Origin of the sequence: Actinacidiphila polyblastidii, from assembly GCF_036353415.1 — a bacterium.
Lineage (GTDB): Bacteria > Actinomycetota > Actinomycetes > Streptomycetales > Streptomycetaceae > Actinacidiphila > Actinacidiphila polyblastidii.
Window position 1 is genome coordinate 12,614 of the sequence record NZ_JAZEWV010000041.1, and the last position, 17,112, is coordinate 29,725.

Here is a 17,112-nt window from a genome sequence, read left to right on the forward strand (position 1 = left end):
GGTGTCGGACGACGAGAAGAACCCCGCGCGCGAGGTCATCGCGGAGTACGCGCAATCGCACTTCCGGTACTTCCGCACCGCCGACGGGACCGTGTACGCGCAGAAGAACGGGCACCCGGTGGCCCGTCCGATCCGGTCGCAGGGCACCACCGGCAGCCACCGGCAGGAACTCATGGTCGGCCTGTTCCGCGACGGTCGCGGCGTCTTCAACGGCACCGCGCTGAAAGAGGCGCTGGACCTGATCGAGGCGCTTGCGCTGTATGAGGACACGCACGCCGTGCACATCCGCGTGGCCCCCGGATTCGACGGCGCCACCTGGCTGGACCTGGGACGCGACGACGGACAGTCGGTCCGCATCCACCCCACCGGGTGGGACATCCTCACCCCCGACCCCCGCGAAGTGTGCTGGCGGCGCACACAGCTCACCGGAGAACTCCCCCTGCCGGCCAAGGACACCGACAGCAAGGGAATCGACCTGCTTCTGCGGTTGTGCAACTTCGCCACCCCCGAGACCGAATGCCTCGCCATCGCGTGGCTGATCGGCTGCCTCGGACCCTCGGTTCCGGTGCCCGCGCCGTTCCTCACCGGGCCGCAGGGCGCCGGCAAGTCCACCGGCGGCCGGATGCTCGTTCGGATCATCGAGGGCATGAGCGGAGACCTGCGCCGGGCGCCCAAGGATGAGGAAAACCTGATCGCGGCCGTGGCTGCCGGTTGGGTGACGGCGCTGGACAACCTGTCCCACATGACGCCGGACCTGTCCGACGCCATGTGCTGCATCGTGACCGGCGCGGAGAACGTCAAGCGGGCGCTGTTCACCGACGGGGACGTCTTCCGCGTCGGCTACCGCCGGCCGCTGCTGCTGACCGGCATCGACGTGGGAGTCATCCGCCCCGACCTCGCCGAACGCCTCCTTCCCCTGCGGTTGGACCGGCCCGGCGTCCGACGGACCGAAGCGGAGTTGTGGGCGGACTACGCGGAGGCTCTGCCGGTCGTGCTCGGCTCGCTCCTGGACCTGACCGTCAAGGTCCGCGCCGCCACTGCAGAGACCCCCACGGACCTGCGCATGGCCGACTTCGCCCACCTGTGCGCGCAACTCGACACGGCAACCGGTCTCGGAGCGCTGGCCGCGTACCGGGCCACCTTGGACGACCTGAACGACGACGTGATCGAGGGCGATCTGCTCGCACAGACCGTCCTTGGCTACGCCGAAACCCTCGCCCCGGGCGCGGAAGAGCGGATGACGTCCACGGAGTGGCTGCAAGCCCTCAGTCGCCTCTACAGCGGCGAGGAGACCCGTCCCCTTCCTAAAGGGTGGCCGACGACCGGAAAAGTCCTCTCAGACCGCCTCAAACGCCTCCAACCCACCCTTGCCGCCCGGGGGGTGCTCATCGACGCAGGCCGCACCCGCGAGGGTCGCTATCTCGAAATGGTCCGCCCGCCCGGACCGCCCCCACCCGAGCAACAGGCCGCGTTCTGACCGCTGTTCGGGCGGACAAGCAAGAAGAGCACCACCGCCGCTGCGGCGCCGTGGTGCTCCTCTTGCTGTTCGGCCCCACGGGCCGCCCAAAGGTCGCGCCGCGCAGCGGCTCCTTCTTCACGCTTGAAGGCGCACCCGACCACTACAGACACCCCTTCTTTTTTCCTAAGTAGGGAGAGTCTGCGTCACAGCGTCACGCGATCTTGAAATACGGCCTCTGACCTGCGGCAAAGGGCGTGACGCAGACGGAAATCTCTGCGTCATCCTGCGTCACCTGCGTCACGCCGTGACGCACCGCGTGACGCAGCGGTGACGCAGCCCCGCCCCGCCGCGTCACACAAAACCGCAGGTCACGGGCCTAAATGACGCACGTGACGCTGTGACGCAGAAATCCGAACCTCGGACACATGCAGCCTGACCCAACCTTCGAGGAACCCCATGAGCCGAACCCGTTCCGCTCAACCCGACCCCCGCGCCACCCTTCGCGGAGGCTTGCCGGACCGGTACCTCACCGCCGACGACATCGCCGAAATGTTCGACGTGCCCAAGGAAACCGTCTACCAGTGGCGCAAGAAGCACACCGGACCGCCTGGGTTCCGCGTCGGAAAGCACATCCGCTACGACCCCACAGCCGTACAGCGCTGGGTCAACCAGCAGATGAACGCCGACGCCGCCTGAACAACTCACCACGCCAATCCCCAAGGGGGACGGCCGCGACCCGCGGCCGTCCCCCTTTCCGCGCTCACGGAAGGCATCACCTATGGCAGGCCACATCCAAGACCGCTGGTACACGACGAAACCCGGCCCTGACGGGAAGCCCGTCAAGGTGAAGACGGACCGCTACGGGACTGGTCTCCGCTACCGGGCCCGCTACATCGGGCCCGACGGTAAGGAGAAGTCCAAAGGGTTCCCGGACCGCCAACGACGCCTCGCCGAAGCCTGGCTCGCACAGACGAAAGCGGACATGGAGCGGGGCCAGTACATCGACCCGAAGGCGAGCCGCACCACGTTCCAGCAGTACGCGGAACGGTGGATCGCAGCCCAGACGAGCGACATCGCCACCCGCTCAGCCGTGGAGTCTCAGCTCAGGCTGCACGCCTTCCCGTACATCGGTTCCCGCCCGCTGGGGGCGTTCCAGCCGGAGCACATTCGCGCGTGGTCCCGTGAGCTGGAAGACGCCATTCCGGCAACCTCGTACCGCCGGGTCATCTTCGGCAGCGTATCGGCCGTTCTGACGGCCGCCGTCGATGACCGGCTGATTGCCAAGAACCCATGCCGTGCCGACTCGGTACGGGCCCCAAAGCCTGCCCCGGGACGCGTACGGCCGTGGGCCGCCGCTCGCGTGTTCGCCGTACGGACCGCGCTCCCGGAGCGCTATCAGGCGATGGCGGACCTCGGCGCCGGGTGCGGACTTCGCCAGGGCGAAATCTTCGGCCTGCCCGTCGATGAGGTTGGGTTCGGCACGGGTTGGCTGCACGTGGGCTATCAGGTGAAGTTCGTGCGGGGCAAGCTGCTCTTCGCCCCGCCCAAGGGCGGCAAGCTCCGGGACGTGCCCCTACCCGAGCAGGTGGGCGACATCCTCAAGGCTCATGCAAAGCAGTTCCCGCCGGCCGAAGTGACCCTGCCGTGGCTCACTCCCGGCGGGCCCCTGGTGACCAAGAGGCTGCTCTTCACCACGGGGGCGGGCAAGGTGATCCGCCGGAACGACTTCAACTCGAACACGTGGAAGCCAGCTCTGGTGGCCGCGGGCGTGCTGCCGAAGCCTGAGCGGGGCCAGTCACCCAAGTCATCGCGGGAGGACGGCATGCACGCCCTACGGCACTTCTACGCGTCGGTCCTCCTGGACGCCGGGGAGAACATCAAGGCACTGAGCCAGTACCTCGGGCACTCGGACCCGGGCTTCACCCTGCGGACGTACACGCACCTCATGCCGAGCAGCGAGAGCCGCACCCGCAAGGCGGTGGATGAGGTGTACCGGGCCGCCGCTCAAAAGCCTCACGGCCCACAGACGGCCCAGTAGGCGTGCGACGGGCCCCCGTTGGCGGCTAAGCCGCTGGTGGGGGCCCGTCTCTGCGCTACGGCAAGTGACTTCAACCAGAACTGAGCAGGGCCCTCACCGGACCCTCGCGGCGGGGCGGCAGCCCTACCCGCGGAACGCGTCGAGTCCGGTGAGCGCCTTGCCCAGCACCAGCTGGTGCATCTCGACCGTGCCCTCGTAGGTGAGCACGGACTCCAGGTTGGTCGCGTGCCGCATCACCGGGTACTCGAGCGAGATCCCGTTGGCGCCCAGGACGGTGCGGGCGGTGCGGCAGATGTCGATCGCCTCGCGCACGTTGTTGAGCTTGCCGAAGCTCACCTGTTCCGGGCGCAGGGTGCCCTCGTCCATCCGCCGGCCCAGGTGGTGGGCGAGCAGGATGCCCTTGTGCAGTTCGAGTGCCATGTCGGCGAGCTTGGCCTGGGTGAGCTGGAAGCCCCCGATGGGACGCCCGAACTGCTCGCGCTCCTTGGCGTAGCCGAGCGCCGCCTCGAAGCAGCTGCGGGCCGCGCCCATGGCGCCCCAGACGATGCCGTAGCGGGCGTGGTTGAGGCAGCTCAGCGGGCCGCCGAGGCCGGCCGCCCCGGGGAGCACCGCGTCGGCCGGCAGCCGTACGCCGTCCAGCACCAGTTCGCTGGTGACCGAGGCGCGAAGGCTCCACTTGTGGTGGATCTCGGGGGCGGAGAAGCCCGGGGTGTCGGTGGGGACCACGAAGCCGCGCACGCCGTCGGGCGTCTGCGCCCACACCACGGCGACGCCTGCGACCGAGCCGTTGGTGATCCACATCTTGCGTCCGTCGAGCACCCAGTCGGACCCGTCGCGCCGGGCCCGGGTCCGCATGCCGGCCGGGTCGGAGCCGTGGTCGGGCTCGGTGAGGCCGAAGCAGCCGATCACCTCGCCTGCGGCCATCGACGGCAGCCACTGCTCGCGCTGCTCCTGCGATCCGTAGCGGTGGAGGGCGTACATCGCGAGGGAGCCCTGCACCGAGACCAGCGAGCGGATGCCGGAGTCGGCGGCCTCCAGTTCCAGGCAGGCGAGCCCGTACTGCACCGCGCTGGCGCCCGCGCACCCGTAGCCGGTGAGCGGCATGCCGAGCGCGCCGATGGCGCCCAGTTCGCGGGCGAGTTCGCGGATCGCGGGCAGCCGGCCGGCCTCGTACCACTCGGCGACGTACGGCAGCACCCGGTCCCGCGCCCACCGCCGCACGGTGTCGCGGACCGCGCGGTCCTCCGCGCTGAGCAGGTCGTCCAGACCCAGCGGGTCGTACGGGTCGAAGGCCGGACGCGATCCGCGCGCGGCCGTCGACGCGGGGGCGGACGACGGCTGGGCCTCGGGCTCGGGCGCCTCGGATGCGGGCATGGCAGGACCTCCGGCCCAAAAACTAGCGGTGGTAATCAGCGGCTCGGCGCCGACGTTACGGCTCAGTCTTCCGCGCGTCCAGAGCGTACGGTCGCCGCCACCGGCTGGCGGCGCGCCGCGTCGGGCGCCTCGTGCGCGACCGCGCTGGCGCCCTGCCCGGCCTGAAGCCCGCACTCCATGACCCGGGGCAGCCGCAGCGCCGCGCACGCGCCGCCGAGCAGCAGCACCGCGCTGACCAGCAGCGTCATATGCATACCGTGGACGAAGGAGTGCCGGGCGGCGTGCCGCAGCGCGCTGCCGGAGCCCCCGCCGAGCCGGTCCGCGATGTCGTACGCCTCGCCGAGCGACCGGCCGGCCGCCGCGCTGTCGGCGGGGCTGACCCCGGCGGCGTGCGGGGCATAGGCGGCGTTCATCACACTGCCGAGCAGCGCTATCCCCATGCCCGCGCCGAGCTGGTAGGCGGTCTCGCCGATCGCCGCGGCGCCGCCTGCCCGGTGCGCCGGCGCCTCGCTGAGCATCGACTCGTACGCACCGAACAGCGTGGTCTCCAGGCCGAAGCCGAGCAGCACGAAAGCCGAGGTGAGCAGCCAGGGCCGGTCGTGCTGCCCCATCGCGGTGAGGGTGAGCACGGCGAGGGCGGTGAGGGCGAAGCCGGCCGCGACCATCCGGCGCGGCCCCCAGCGGTGCAGCATGCGGGAGCCGCCGAGCCCGGCGGCCATCGCCGCGAAGGTCAGCGGCAGCAGCCGCAGCCCGGTCTCGAACGGGCTCAGCCCGAGGACCAGTTGCAGGTACTGCACGGCGATCAGTTCCAGGCCGACCAGCGCCAGCATCGCGAGCACGATGCAGCCGACCGAGGTGGAGAACGCCGCGTTGGCGAACATCCGCACGTCGATCAGCGGGTGGGCGCGGCGGCGCTGGCGGCGGACGAAGAACACCAGCAGGGCCGCGCCGGCCAGCAGCGGCACGCAGACCGAGGCGTCGAGCGGGCTCGCGCCGCCGCCCAGCCGCTTGACCCCGAACACGCAGCCGAGCACACCGACCGCGGCGGTCAGCGCGCCGAGCACGTCCCACGGCCCTTCGGCGGAACCGCGCGACTCGGGCAGCAGCAGCCGGCCGAGCGGCAGCATCACCAGCATCAGCGGGATGTTGACGAGGAAGACCGAGCCCCACCAGAAGTGTTCGACCAGGAAGCCGCCGAGCACCGGGCCGACCGCCGCGCCGACGGCCGCGACCGCGCTCCACAGGCCGATCGCCATGGCCCGTTCGCGCCGGTCGGGGAAGACCTGGCGCAGGAGGGAGAGCGTGGCGGGCATGATCATGGCGCCGCCGGCGCCGAGCAGCGCGCGGGCGGCGATCAGGACGTGGGCGTCCGGTGCGAAGGCGGCGAGCGCGGAGGCCGCGCCGAAGAGGGCGTAGCCCATCAGCAGCACGCGCCGGCGGCCGATCCGGTCGCCCAGGGTGCCGAAGAGGATCAGCAGCGCGGCGGCGACCAGTGGATAGGCGTCCACGATCCACAGCAGCTGCTGGTCACCGGGGCGCAGGTCCTCGGTGAGCGCGGGCACCGCCACGTGCAGCACGGTCGCGTCGAGCGCCACGATGAGCAGGCTGACGCACAGCACCACCAGGACGGTCCACCGGCTCACCGGCCGCGCCATAGGCCCTACCTCCACGAACGACGGGTACGCCAGCGTACGGCAGGGTGCCGCGCCGGTCCGTGGCCCGGCTCACGGTGGGCGTGGCCCCGGCCGGGAAACCCCGAAGAAAGTCGAGGGAAATAAGCGATAAATAAGAAGACGACGATGTGAGTATCAACACCCGAACATAAACTCCATCCAGCCTTCGCATTCACGCCAAACCGCTGGTGCCAATGGGTTGGTGAGACGCACTCCACATCACATCGTCATTACAAAGCATGCCGTTCAGCCGACCTATGCCGTCACACGCTGTAACGTCGATTGAGTGCGTACCGATGAGAGGCTCCACCGCACGGCGGAGCGCCCGACCACCCGCGACCTGCCGCGGATGAGCCGAACACGCGTATGGCTGTTCGGCTTGACCCTGGCGGTCTACGTGGCCATCGTCGTGGGCGTTCTGACCACCTCCAAACTGGTGACGCTTGACTGGCAGGTCATGCTCTGGCGTCCCTACAAGCAATGGCCGCAAATCCACGCGTTTCTGGACTATTTCGTGGTTCTCGGCCAGCGTGGTCCCACCGCCGTGATGGTGCTCGCATGGCTCGGCTGGCGTTCCTGGCGCCACCGCACCCTGCATCCGTTGCTCGTGCTCGGCACCTCCCTGCTGCTCCTGAACATCACCGTGGGGGCCGTGAAATACGGCCTCGGACGGCTCGGCCCGCACTACGCGACGACGGTCGGGTCCGCGGAGATGTTCGCCGGCGGCGATATATTTCCCTCCGGCCACACCGCGAACGCCGTGGTGACCTGGGGTGTGCTGGCCTACCTGGCCACCACCCAGCGGGCCCGCAGGCTCGGCTCGGTGATCAGCGCACTGCTGGCGCTGGGCGTCGGCGCCACCACCGTCTACCTGGGCACCCACTGGGTCAGCGACGTCCTGCTCGGCTGGGCCGCGGGGCTGCTGATCCTGCTGGCGCTGCCGTGGTTCGAGCCGGCGATGGCCCGAACCGAGGCGTGGATCGCGGCCGCCTGGGCGCGCAGCCGGGCCCGCTCCGGGGCCTTCAAGGTCGCTCCGGCCCGCGTTCCGGCCCTGGTCACGCCGCGGATCGCGGAGGAGGGCGAGCCGGACCGGGAGAGCGTCGGCGCCGGGCCGCACGGTGCGACCGTCGCGCCGGTCGCCTCCACCGCGGCCACGGTCACCGCCAGCGGGGCCGCGGCCACGGCCGCGCCCCCCGCGGTCACCTCCACCGGGACCGGCGGCGGCGCTCCTGGCCTGCCCGCTCCCGGCCTGCCCGGCTCCGGCCCAGGCCCCTCAGCGCCGGGCGCCGGCGCCCCGCATGCGCCGGGCCGCCCGCCCACCGGGCGCAACGAGCGCACCCCGCTGACCCCTGCCGGCAGCCGCCGGCCGCCCGGCGAGCGTCCGCTGCGGCCCGGCCAGCCGCTGGTGCACCAGCCGGTACGCGGCCGGGGCCTGGCCGGCTGAGCCCGGCGGGCCGACCGAGGCCCGACGTGCGCCGCTGCGGCCGTCAGCCGAGCCAGCAGCGGCGCACCCGGCCGTCCTCGACGGCCAGATTCAGCCGCCCGGTGACGTACTCCAGGGTCACCACCGCGTCGTGCGGCACGCTGCGGACCGTGGTCCAGCCGTGCTCGCGGGCGCGGCGCTCCGCTTCCTGCTGCGGAAGGCCGAGGTAGGCGTCCGGATCGTCCTGCGGATTGCCGCCGGGAAAGTTCGCTTGCGCACCCATACGGCCACCGTAAGCGGGATCGGCGCGGGGCGGGGGCGAATGCCCGCCGGTCACTCTCCGCACATCCGAATTCCTGGTGCATCCACCCGCCGGATGCCTTCTCCACAACTTCCGCACAGGTTCCGCGCGGAATCCACCTGCCCTGCGGCCCTCAGCCGGACGTCGCCTGGCGGCGTCGCGCGGCCTTTCGCAAGGCGGCGCCCGCCGTGTCGGACACCGACAGGAATGCGCCGAGCGTCCGGCAGACCCCCGCGCGAAGAGCCGCCCTGGCACGGAAACCCGGCCGGGCGCGGTCGTCAAGCAGCGCCTGGAAGAGCCGCACGTGGCGGGCCGCGATGCGGGCCGGGTCGTATGCGGTGGAGGACTCCAGCGCGGCCCGGCCCATGGCCGCGCGCCGCTCGTCGTCCTCGATCAGCGACAGCAGGGCGGCCGCGATGGCCGCGACGTCGCGCGGCGGGACGAGCAGGCCGTTGACGCCGTCCTGGACGATCTCGCGCGGCCCCAGCGGGCAGTCGGTGGCCACCACCGGAAGGCCGGCCCGCATCGCCTCGACCAGGGTCATGCCGAACGACTCCATCGTGGAGGTGGCGGCGAGCAGCGAGGCTCTGGCGAGCTCCGGCTCCAGCGGGGTGACCGGGCCCGCCAGCGTGACGTGCTCGTCCAGGCCGAGTTCGGCCACCAGCGCGGCGAGCGCGGCCCGCTGCGGGCCGCCGCCGTAGAGCCGCAGGCTCCAGTCGGGGCGGGCGGCGCGGACGACGGCGAAGGCGCGGATCAGGTCGTCGTACCGCTTGGCCTCGGCGAGCCGGCCGGCCGCGACGACCACCGGTGCGGTGCGGTCCGAGGGCGGCGCGGCGGGCGCGGGCACACCGTTGGGCACGGCGGTGACCCGCAGGCCCGGCAGCCGGCGGCGGTAGACGGCCGCGTCGCCCTCGGTGGTGGTGGTCACCGCGTCCAGGCCCGGATAGGCGCGGCGCAGGGCCAGCACGAGCCGCGTGGAGTGCGTGTCGAGGGTGAGGTGCTCCTGCGCGACGCGGACCACGCCGCGGGGCGCCTGCCGGGCCAGGTGCACGTTGAGCCCCGGCCGGGTGCCGACCAGCACGTCGGCGCCGGGGTCGGCGAGCCAGCGGCCGATCAGCTCGTCGGTGAGCGCGCTGTACTCGCCATGGCGGCGATCGCCCGGCGGGAAGACGGCCGACGGCACGCGCCGCCGCGGGTCGTCCCTGACGTTGTCGGCGCTGTGCGCCCGCAGGTCCGCGAGAGGGTGCAGCCGCACCCGGGGGTCGTAGGCGAAGTCAGGCTCGTCGCGGTCCCGGAAGACCGACACGACCTGGACGTCGTGCTCGGCGGCGAGCTGCCCCGCCAGGGTGCAGGTGGTGCGGATGGTGCCACCGAGGCCGTAGGCGTTGTTGATGAGGAAGGCGATGCGCATACGAGTCCAGATCCCCGGCCGGGTCCCCGCGCATGGCGACGGCTGCTGCGGGCCGGCGGGCTTGCCACCGACCCTAGCAACAACCCTGCCGTTACCGGACGTTGACCCATCCCCCACCCGGCGAGCTCCGCGCCCCACCCCCGTGAGCCACCCGCCGGGCGGCGCGGCCCTCCGCGCCCCGGCCCGCCGCCTGCGCTCCGACGCGGGCAGCCGCCACCGGATGCCAGGCCCCGCCCCCGCAGCCGGGCAGGCCCTTCGCGCCCGAACCCCGGGGCTCTCGCGCCGCCGGGGCCGGCCTCCGGCTCCCCGCGCGCCGCGGGTGCCGCGGGTGCCGCGGGTGCCGCCCGGACACGGGGCTCTCCGGCGGCCGGCAGCCGGAGCGCGTCGCGCCCGCAGTCCTGGACGCCCGCCCTGAGCCTACGGCCCGCGCTCCGACGCGGTCAGCCGGCACCGGATGCCAGGCCCCGCCCCCGCAGCCGGGCGGGCCCTTCGCGCCCGAACCCCGGGCTTCTCGCGCCCCCGGGCGGGCCTGCGTGCCGCAACGCGGGTGCCGCAGCCGCGGTGCGCGGCCCACGTCGCGCCCCCGGCCTGCGGGCCGGCACCCGGGCACGGCCCTGCGGTGCGCAGCCCGCGACCTGCGGACTGCGCACCCCCGCCCGGGCGCGGGCGCTCGGGCCCGGAGCCCGACCGGTGAGGGCCCGGGTGGACCGGGCGGCACCCGGTGGTGCGAGCGTTCGGCCGGCAGGCCGTCAGGGCATGGTGAGGACAACGCCCGCCTGGAGCCGGTCGGGGTCGGGGCCGATCGCCTGCTTGTTGACGGCGTACAGCCGCTTCCAGCCGCCCCGTACGTGGGCGGCCCTGGCGATGCCGGAGAGGGTCTCTCCGGGCAGCACGGTGTGCGTGGCGCGGTTCTTGCCGTCCGTCTGGTCGGTGGCCGTCGCTGCGGGCCCGTCCACGACCTTGCCGGGGTCCGCGGCGGGAGCCTTGCCGGGGATCTTGGCGGGGATCTTGGCGGGGGCCTGGCCCGGCGCGGTGGCGCCGGTCTGCGGCGGCCGGCCGGCCGTTCCGCCCGCCGCGGGCGTGGTGTCGCTGAGGCGGAGCTTGCGCGAGCACACCGGCCAGGCCCGCCAGCCCTGCTCGCGCAGGACCGAGCGGGCGATGCTGATCTGGTGCGCGCGGTTCGCCAGGTCCGCTCGGCGGGCGTACCGCGTGCCGCCGAACGCCTCCCAGGTGGGCTGCCAGAACTGCAGGCCGCCGTAGAAGCCGTTGCCGCTGTTGATGTGCCAGTTGCCGCTGCTCTCGCACATCGCCAGGTCGTTCCACACGTCCGCCTCGACGGCGGGGATCACGCGAGGAGCCTTCGCCATCGCGCCCAGGGCGGTGTGCACGAGGGCGGCCGCGTCCTGCGGGGTTCCGGCGAAGGCGGTACCCCCGGGCGCGGCCTGACCGGCTCGGGCCGGGGGTGAGGCGGCCTGCTGCACTGGGGGCGCGGCCATCGCCGGCTGCGCGACGAGCGGCAGCAGGGCCGCCGCACCGAGCGCCGCGATGACCGTCGCCGCGCGGGCCGCGGTCGCGCTGGCGGTGCCCGGGGCGCGGCGAGCCGTGTGGATTTGACGATAATTCGACAGTTCGATCATCGGGCCACGCTAAGCACGCCCCCACCCCGCTCCCCCGGCACCACGTCCAGCCACGCGGTGTGCCCCACCCGGGTGGAGCACACCGGCAGCGCCGGCGGCAGCCCCGGCGGCACCGGCACGGCCGCCGCGAATCGCAGCCGTGGCAGACCGTGACTCCGACGGCGGACCGGCCGTTGACACAGTGCGCCGGGACACCCCCGGTCCGCCGGTTCCGAGCGTTCCCGATGCCTTCCTGAAGCTGTCCCGAGGCCGTCCCGACGGCTTCCCCCTTTCCTCTTGCGCGACCGCAGACCGCAGCACCGCACTCCCAAGGAGACCCCCGTGGCGCCCATGCTCGACGTGAGCGACGAGGTACGAGCCGAGATCGGCGACGAGGAGACCGCGCGCCTCCTCGCCGGCGACAACGCGCCGGGCACGTACGACTGCACCTCCTGCCGTACGCCCGGCGACACCGGCCAGGAGCGCACCAGCACGGTGCTGTTCGTCGGGGAGGAGACCGCGGTGCTGGCGTTCGCCCACGCCGCGTGCATCCCCTCGCAGGTCGTCCCGGTCGCGGAGGAGCAGTTGCAGGGGGCGGTGCGCAGCATCTCGGTGTCGTCCGGGCCCACCGGCGTCCCCGCGCCCGGCGCGTCGCCCCGGCAGCAGGACTTCCGGCCGCAGGACTTCCGGCCGCAGGACTTCCGCCCGCAGGAACCCGGACGGCAGCCGCCGGCTCAGGCGCCCGACGCCGCGCCCCGGCAGGCGGTGCTCGGCATCACCTGCGGCCTGATCATCGTCGAGGACCAGCTGTGCCCCGCGCTGGTCGTGGAGCCCACCGGGCCGGTCGCCCGGGTGGGTGCGAACGGCGGCGGGGACGACTTCCTGCCGCTGCTGATCGAGCAGGGCTTCGTACCGCAACTCGACCTGGACGCGCGGCCGTCGCCGCTGCCCGGCTGGTCGGTGCTGCTGGCGATGGGCCAGCTGCACGCGGTGCTGCAGCCCGGCCCGGGCGGCGCCGCCGGCACCGCGTGGTGGCAGGCGCACCAGCCGCTCCAGGTCAGCGACGGCTGGCGCGCCGCGGTCAGCCGCAGCAACGAGGTGTACGTGTACGCGGGCCCGCACGGCTCGATCGGCCGTCAGCCGCGCGAGGACCTGATGCGGGACGCGCTGGCCAAGGCGTGCTCGCGCGGGCAGCTGGTGGCCGCGACCATGCCGCTCGCCGGCACCTGAGCGCACCGCTGCTCCCCGGGGGCGCGTCCGGCGGCTGCCGGGCGCGCCCTCTGTGCGTCCGGGCCTCCGCCGACGAGGTCAAAGATCGGCAATTCAGCCGTGCGGCCCGCATCTCGGGGGCGGACAGCGTCGTTGGCAGTTACGTGCACTCCTTTGACGCCTCCTCCCCCCGGTCCCCCTACCAGCGCTACATCCCGTCGATGCGCAGCGCGCAGGAGTATGCGACAGGCAGCGGCACACCGATCTACGACGCGCTGTACTCCGAGTACCGCCGGCTCTTCCTGACCCTGCCCGGCGACCGCAGTGGTGAGGAGCAGCTGCACTTCAAGGGGTTCGCGGCCTGGCACGCGGAGTACCCGCCGTTCAACCCCGGCGGCCGGCACCGCGGCGAGGGCCCGGCGGCGCTGCCGCCGGGCCGCTCCGACAACCGGCTGCACTGAGACCGGCGGTCCGGTCCGGACCGGCCCAGGAACCGCGGGCCGTAGCCCGCAGCGCGGCCTACTTCTTGCGGCCGCGCTTCTCCCTGACCCGTACGGACACCTGGATCGGGGTGCCCTCGAAGCCGAACTCCTCGCGCAGCCGGCGCTCGATGAAGCGCCGGTAGCCCGCCTCAAGGAAGCCGGAGGCGAAGAGCACGAAGCGCGGCGGCTTGGTGCCGGCCTGGGTGCCGAACAGGATGCGGGGCTGCTTGCCGCCGCGGATCGGGTGCGGGTGGGCGGCGACCAGCTCGCCGAGGAAGGCGTTGAGCCGCCCGGTCGGCACCCGGGTCTCCCAGCCGGCCAGCGCGGCCTCGATCGCCGGCACCAGCTTCTCCATGTGGCGGCCGGTGCGGGCCGAGACGTTCACCCGCGGCGCCCACTGCACCTGGACGAGGTCGCGCTCGATCTCGCGCTCCAGGTAGTAGCGGCGCTCCTCGTCCATCAGATCCCACTTGTTGTAGGCGATGACGACGGCGCGGCCGGCCTCGACGGCCATGGTGATGATCCGGGTGTCCTGCTCGGCCAGCGTCTCGCTGCAGTCGATCAGGATCACCGCGACCTCGGCCTTCTCCAGCGCGGCCGCGGTGCGCAGCGAGGCGTAGTAGTCGGCGCCCTCGGTGAGGTGGACCCGGCGGCGGATGCCGGCCGTGTCGATGAACTTCCAGGTGATCCCGCCGAGTTCGATCAGCTCGTCGACGGGGTCGCGGGTGGTGCCTGCGACCTCGTTGACGACCACCCGGTCCTCGTTGGCGACCTTGTTCAGCAGCGAGGACTTGCCGACGTTCGGCCGGCCGATCAGGGCGATCCTGCGGGGCCCGCCCAGAGCGTTGCCGAAGGTCATCGCGGGCGCCTCGGGCAGCGCCTCCAGGATGGCGTCGAGCAGGTCGCCGGTGCCGCGCCCGTGCAGCGAGGAGATCGGGAACGGCTCGCCCAGGCCGAGGTTCCACAGCGTGGCGGCGTCCGCCTCGCCCGAGGGGCCGTCGACCTTGTTCGCGGCGAGCACCACGGGCTTGCCCGCGCGGCGCAGCAGCTTCACCACGGCCTCGTCGGTGTCGGTGGCGCCGACCGTGGCGTCGACCACGAAGACCACCGCGTCGGCGGCCTCGATCGCGAACTCGGCCTGCGCGGCGACCGAGGCGTCGATGCCGAGCACGTCCTGCTCCCAGCCGCCGGTGTCGACGATCTTGAAGCGGCGGCCGTTCCAGTTCGCCTCGTACGTGACGCGGTCGCGGGTGACGCCGGGGCGGTCCTCCACGACGGCCTCGCGGCGGCCGATGATCCGGTTCACCAGTGTCGACTTGCCGACGTTCGGCCGGCCGACGACGGCGAGCACCGGGAGCGGGCCGTGGCCCGCCTCGGCGAGGTCGTCGGCGACCTCTTCGAGGTCGAAGCCCTCTTCGGCGGCGAGCTCCATGAACTCGGCGTATTCGGCGTCGCCGAGCGCGCCGGTGTCGCCGTGGTCGGAATGCTGGTCCATGAGGTCTCTCCGTCGATCGAACAGTGGTGGCTGCCGCCGGTGGTGCGGGAGGCGGCAGCCGGTGTGGTTCAGCGGCCGGTGGCCTGCCTGGCGTCGGCCAGGTGCGCGGCGAGCCGTTCCTGGATCCGCACGGTGGCGGCGTCCAGCGCGGTACGGGTGCGGCGCCCGCTGCCGTCCCCCGCGTCGAAGGGCTCGCCGAAGACGACGTCGACCCGCGCGCCGAGCGGCGGCAGCCGCCGTGCCACCCGGCCGGTGCGGGCGGTGCCCAGCACGGCCACCGGCAGCACCGGGGCGCCGGAGCGCAGCGCGAAGTAGGCGAGGCCGCCGCGCAGCTCGGCGAAGTCGCCGTTGCCGCGGGTGCCCTCGGGGAATATGCCGAGCACGCCGCCGCGCTCCAGCACGCCCAGGGCGGCGCCGACCGCGGTGCGGTCGGCGCTGTCCCGGTCGATCCCGATCTGGCCGATGGAGCGCAGGAACGGGTCGAGCGGACCGACGAACGCCTGCTTCTTCACCAGGAAGTGGATCGGCCGCGGCGAGGTGCCGATGAGCATCGGGCCGTCGACGTTGTGGCTGTGGTTGCCGGCCAGGATGACCGGGCCCTGGGCGGGGATCCGCCAGGCGCCGAGCACCCGGGGCCGCCACAGGCCGTTCATCAGGCCGATGCCGATGCCGCGCGCGACGGCCGCTCCGCGCGGGCCGGGCGCGGGGCGTGCCTGGGACGTCACAGGGCCGCCCGCTTCTCCTCGACCAGAGTCACGACGCATTCGATGACCTGCTCGAGGGTGAGCTGGGTGGTGTCGACCTCGACCGCGTCGGCGGCCTTGGCGAGCGGGGAGGTCTTGCGGCCGGAGTCGGCGGCGTCGCGCCGGACCAGGTCGGCCTGGGTGGCCGCGACGGTGACCGCGCCCTTCAGCTCGCCGCTGCGGCGGGCCGCACGGGCCTCGGCAGAGGCGGTGAGGAAGATCTTGACGGTGGCGTCGGGCAGCACGGTGGTGCCGATGTCGCGGCCCTCGACGACTATCCCGCCGGCCGCCGCGACGGCCGCCGCGCGCTGCAGGTCGACCATCCGCTGCCGCACCTCGGGGACCGCGCTGACGGCGCTGACCGCGGCGGTGACCTGCTGGGTGCGGATCGGGCCGGAGACGTCCATGCCGTCGACGGTGATGGTGGGGGCCGCCGGGTCGGTGCCGGAGACGATGGCCGCCTTGCCCGCCTGGTCGGCGACGGCGTCGGGGTCGGCGACGTCCACGCCGTTGCCGAGCATCCACCAGGTGATCGCGCGGTACATCGCACCGGTGTCCAGATAGCTCAGCCCGAGCTTGGCGGCGACCGCCCTGGAGGTGCTGGACTTGCCCGTGCCGGAGGGGCCGTCGATCGCGACGATCACCGGTTCGACCGGATGTGACACAGCGGATGGCCTTCCTCGTGCACGGAAGCGGGGTGGGGGCGCCCCGGTGTCATCACCGGAGGCCACCGACAAGGTTACCGGCCCGCGGGGGCGCCGGCGCCCGCCCGGCTCCGGCACCCGCCCCTACTGCCGCAGCGCCCAGCCCCGCTCGCGCAGCGCGGCGGCGAGCTTGGGCGCCGAGCGCGGCTCGACCAGCAGGTTGACCAGGCCGGCCTGCTGGGCGGTGGCGTGCTCGATGCGGACGTCCTCGATGTTGACGCCCGCGGCGCCGGCGTCGGCGAACAGCCGCGCCAGCTCGCCGGGCTGGTCGCCGATGAGCACGGCGACGACCTCGTACGTCGTGGGGGCGGCGCCGTGCTTGCCCGGCACCTTGGCGCGGCCGGCGTTGCCGCGGCGCAGGATGTCCTCGATGCCCGCGGCGCCGTCGCGGCGCTTGGCGTCGTCGGCGGACTGCAGGGAGCGCAGCGCGGCGACGGTCTCGGAGAGGTCGGTGGCGAGGTCGGCGAGGACGTCGGCGACCGGGCCGGGGTTGGCGGTGAGGATGTCCATCCACATCGCGGGCTGCGACCCGGCGATCCGGGTCACGTCGAGGATGCCCTGCCCGCACAGCCGCACCGCGCTGTCCTCGGCGTGCTCCAGCCGTGCGGCGACCATGCTGGAGACCAGCTGCGGGGTGTGCGAGACCAGGGCCACGGCCCGGTCGTGCGCGTCCGCGTCCATCACGACCGGCACCGCGCGGCACAGTGCGACGAGTTCCAGGGCGAGGTTGAGCACCTCGGTGTCGGTGGCGGGCGTCGGCGTCAGCACCCAGGGGCGGCCCTCGAAGAGGTCGGCCGACGCGGCCAGCGGCCCCGACCGCTCCCGGCCGGCCATCGGGTGCGTGCCGATGTAGCGGCTCAGGTCGCAGCCGAGCGCCTCCAGCTCGCGGCGCGGGCCGCCCTTGACGCTGGCCACGTCGAGGTATCCCCGGCCGAGGCCGCGGCCCAGGGCGTCGGCGAGGCTGGTCGCGACGTGCGCGGGCGGCACCGCCACCACCACCAGGTCGACCGGCTCGTCGGGCACGCCCGCGGTGCCCGCGCCGAGCGCGGCCGCGGTGCGGGCGGCCGAGCCGTCGTGGTCGGTGAGGTGGACGTCGACGCCGCGCGCGGTGAGCGCGAGGGCGGCCGATGTGCCCATCAGGCCGGTTCCGATCACGAGCGCGGTCCTCATGGCACCAGCGTAGT

General features: G+C 73.4%; 15 protein-coding genes. 6 read left to right on the top strand and 9 right to left on the bottom strand.

The genetic code is table 11. The features are described 5' to 3' along the window. Position 1: 1 nt before the first annotated feature. The 3 genes from V2S66_RS30010 (at position 2) to V2S66_RS30020 (ending at position 3,497) form a co-directional block, all read left to right on the top strand. Complete coding sequence (locus V2S66_RS30010) at positions 2–1,477, top strand: ATP-binding protein (RefSeq protein WP_330799894.1); 1,476 nt, start codon at positions 2–4, stop codon at positions 1,475–1,477. Between the two features lie 438 nt (positions 1,478–1,915). Continuing rightward, positions 1,916–2,155 carry a helix-turn-helix domain-containing protein gene (locus V2S66_RS30015; RefSeq protein WP_330799895.1) on the top strand — a complete coding sequence of 80 codons (240 nt, stop codon included), beginning with the start codon at positions 1,916–1,918 and terminating at the stop codon, positions 2,153–2,155. Between the two features lie 82 nt (positions 2,156–2,237). Then, positions 2,238–3,497 carry a tyrosine-type recombinase/integrase gene (locus V2S66_RS30020; RefSeq protein ID WP_330799896.1) on the top strand — a complete coding sequence of 420 codons (1,260 nt, stop codon included), beginning with the start codon at positions 2,238–2,240 and terminating at the stop codon, positions 3,495–3,497. Positions 3,498–3,620: 123 nt separating this feature from the next. On the opposite strand, the gene V2S66_RS30025 is transcribed toward V2S66_RS30020, so the two are convergent. After that, the gene (locus V2S66_RS30025) at positions 3,621–4,871 is read right to left on the bottom strand and encodes an acyl-CoA dehydrogenase family protein (RefSeq protein ID WP_330799897.1); all 1,251 of its coding nucleotides are present in this window, start codon (positions 4,869–4,871) and stop codon (positions 3,621–3,623) included. Positions 4,872–4,933: 62 nt separating this feature from the next. Continuing rightward, positions 4,934–6,526, bottom strand: coding sequence for an MFS transporter (locus V2S66_RS30030; RefSeq protein ID WP_330799898.1), 1,593 nt, complete (start codon positions 6,524–6,526; stop codon positions 4,934–4,936). Positions 6,527–6,830: 304 nt separating this feature from the next. Here V2S66_RS30030 and V2S66_RS30035 point away from each other — a divergent pair, with 304 nt between their 5' ends. Next, positions 6,831–7,988 carry a phosphatase PAP2 family protein gene (locus V2S66_RS30035; protein ID WP_330799899.1) on the top strand — a complete coding sequence of 386 codons (1,158 nt, stop codon included), beginning with the start codon at positions 6,831–6,833 and terminating at the stop codon, positions 7,986–7,988. Positions 7,989–8,031: 43 nt separating this feature from the next. Here V2S66_RS30035 and V2S66_RS30040 read toward each other — a convergent pair whose 3' ends face one another. The 3 genes from V2S66_RS30040 to V2S66_RS30050 form a co-directional block, all read right to left on the bottom strand. Beyond that, positions 8,032–8,250 carry a hypothetical protein gene (locus V2S66_RS30040; protein WP_330799900.1) on the bottom strand — a complete coding sequence of 73 codons (219 nt, stop codon included), beginning with the start codon at positions 8,248–8,250 and terminating at the stop codon, positions 8,032–8,034. 151 nt (positions 8,251–8,401) lie between these two features. Beyond that, on the bottom strand, positions 8,402–9,679 hold the full coding sequence (locus V2S66_RS30045) for a glycosyltransferase (protein ID WP_330799901.1): 1,278 nt from the start codon (positions 9,677–9,679) through the stop codon (positions 8,402–8,404). A 749-nt stretch (positions 9,680–10,428) separates the two neighbouring features. Then, positions 10,429–11,316 (bottom strand): transglycosylase family protein, encoded by an 888-nt coding sequence (locus V2S66_RS30050; protein WP_330799902.1) that lies wholly within the window; start codon positions 11,314–11,316, stop codon positions 10,429–10,431. Positions 11,317–11,646: 330 nt separating this feature from the next. On the opposite strand from V2S66_RS30050, the gene V2S66_RS30055 reads away from it, so the two are divergent. Both V2S66_RS30055 and V2S66_RS30060 read left to right on the top strand, forming a co-directional pair. Next, positions 11,647–12,525, top strand: a complete 879-nt coding sequence (locus V2S66_RS30055) for a hypothetical protein (protein WP_330799930.1) — start codon at positions 11,647–11,649, stop codon at positions 12,523–12,525. Between the two features lie 200 nt (positions 12,526–12,725). After that, entirely contained in the window at positions 12,726–12,965 is a 240-nt protein-coding gene (locus V2S66_RS30060) for a hypothetical protein (protein WP_330799903.1), read from the top strand. Positions 12,966–13,023: 58 nt separating this feature from the next. Here the strand turns inward: V2S66_RS30060 and der are convergent, their stop codons facing one another. The 4 genes from der to V2S66_RS30080 all read right to left on the bottom strand — a co-directional run bounded on the left by der (position 13,024) and on the right by V2S66_RS30080 (position 17,098). Then, complete coding sequence (der, locus tag V2S66_RS30065) at positions 13,024–14,481, bottom strand: ribosome biogenesis GTPase Der (RefSeq protein ID WP_330799904.1); 1,458 nt, start codon at positions 14,479–14,481, stop codon at positions 13,024–13,026. A gap of 68 nt (positions 14,482–14,549) precedes the next feature. After that, the gene (locus V2S66_RS30070) at positions 14,550–15,245 is read right to left on the bottom strand and encodes a lysophospholipid acyltransferase family protein (protein ID WP_330799905.1); all 696 of its coding nucleotides are present in this window, start codon (positions 15,243–15,245) and stop codon (positions 14,550–14,552) included. After that, positions 15,203–15,889: a (d)CMP kinase gene (gene cmk / locus V2S66_RS30075; RefSeq protein ID WP_330799906.1), complete on the bottom strand. Its 687-nt coding sequence runs from the start codon at positions 15,887–15,889 to the stop codon at positions 15,203–15,205. Before cmk ends, V2S66_RS30070 begins: the two co-directional genes overlap by 43 nt. 123 nt (positions 15,890–16,012) lie before the next feature. Beyond that, positions 16,013–17,098 carry a prephenate dehydrogenase gene (locus tag V2S66_RS30080; protein ID WP_330799907.1) on the bottom strand — a complete coding sequence of 362 codons (1,086 nt, stop codon included), beginning with the start codon at positions 17,096–17,098 and terminating at the stop codon, positions 16,013–16,015. Between the last annotated feature and the right edge of the window lie 14 nt (positions 17,099–17,112).

Bases quoted from the DNA above. Each gene is read 5' to 3' on its own strand.
- V2S66_RS30015 (WP_330799895.1), top strand. From the start codon at position 1,916: ATGAGCCGAACCCGTTCCGCTCAACCCGACCCCCGCGCCACCCTTCGC.
- V2S66_RS30020 (WP_330799896.1), top strand. From the start codon at position 2,238: ATGGCAGGCCACATCCAAGACCGCTGGTACACGACGAAACCCGGCCCT.
- V2S66_RS30025 (WP_330799897.1), bottom strand. From the start codon at position 4,871: ATGCCCGCATCCGAGGCGCCCGAGCCCGAGGCCCAGCCGTCGTCCGCC.
- V2S66_RS30030 (WP_330799898.1), bottom strand. From the start codon at position 6,526: ATGGCGCGGCCGGTGAGCCGGTGGACCGTCCTGGTGGTGCTGTGCGTC.
- V2S66_RS30040 (WP_330799900.1), bottom strand. From the start codon at position 8,250: ATGGGTGCGCAAGCGAACTTTCCCGGCGGCAATCCGCAGGACGATCCG.
- V2S66_RS30045 (WP_330799901.1), bottom strand. From the start codon at position 9,679: ATGCGCATCGCCTTCCTCATCAACAACGCCTACGGCCTCGGTGGCACC.
- V2S66_RS30050 (WP_330799902.1), bottom strand. From the start codon at position 11,316: ATGATCGAACTGTCGAATTATCGTCAAATCCACACGGCTCGCCGCGCC.
- V2S66_RS30055 (WP_330799930.1), top strand. From the start codon at position 11,647: ATGCTCGACGTGAGCGACGAGGTACGAGCCGAGATCGGCGACGAGGAG.
- V2S66_RS30060 (WP_330799903.1), top strand. From the start codon at position 12,726: ATGCGCAGCGCGCAGGAGTATGCGACAGGCAGCGGCACACCGATCTAC.
- der (WP_330799904.1), bottom strand. From the start codon at position 14,481: ATGGACCAGCATTCCGACCACGGCGACACCGGCGCGCTCGGCGACGCC.
- V2S66_RS30070 (WP_330799905.1), bottom strand. From the start codon at position 15,245: ATGCGTCGTGACTCTGGTCGAGGAGAAGCGGGCGGCCCTGTGACGTCC.
- V2S66_RS30080 (WP_330799907.1), bottom strand. From the start codon at position 17,098: ATGAGGACCGCGCTCGTGATCGGAACCGGCCTGATGGGCACATCGGCC.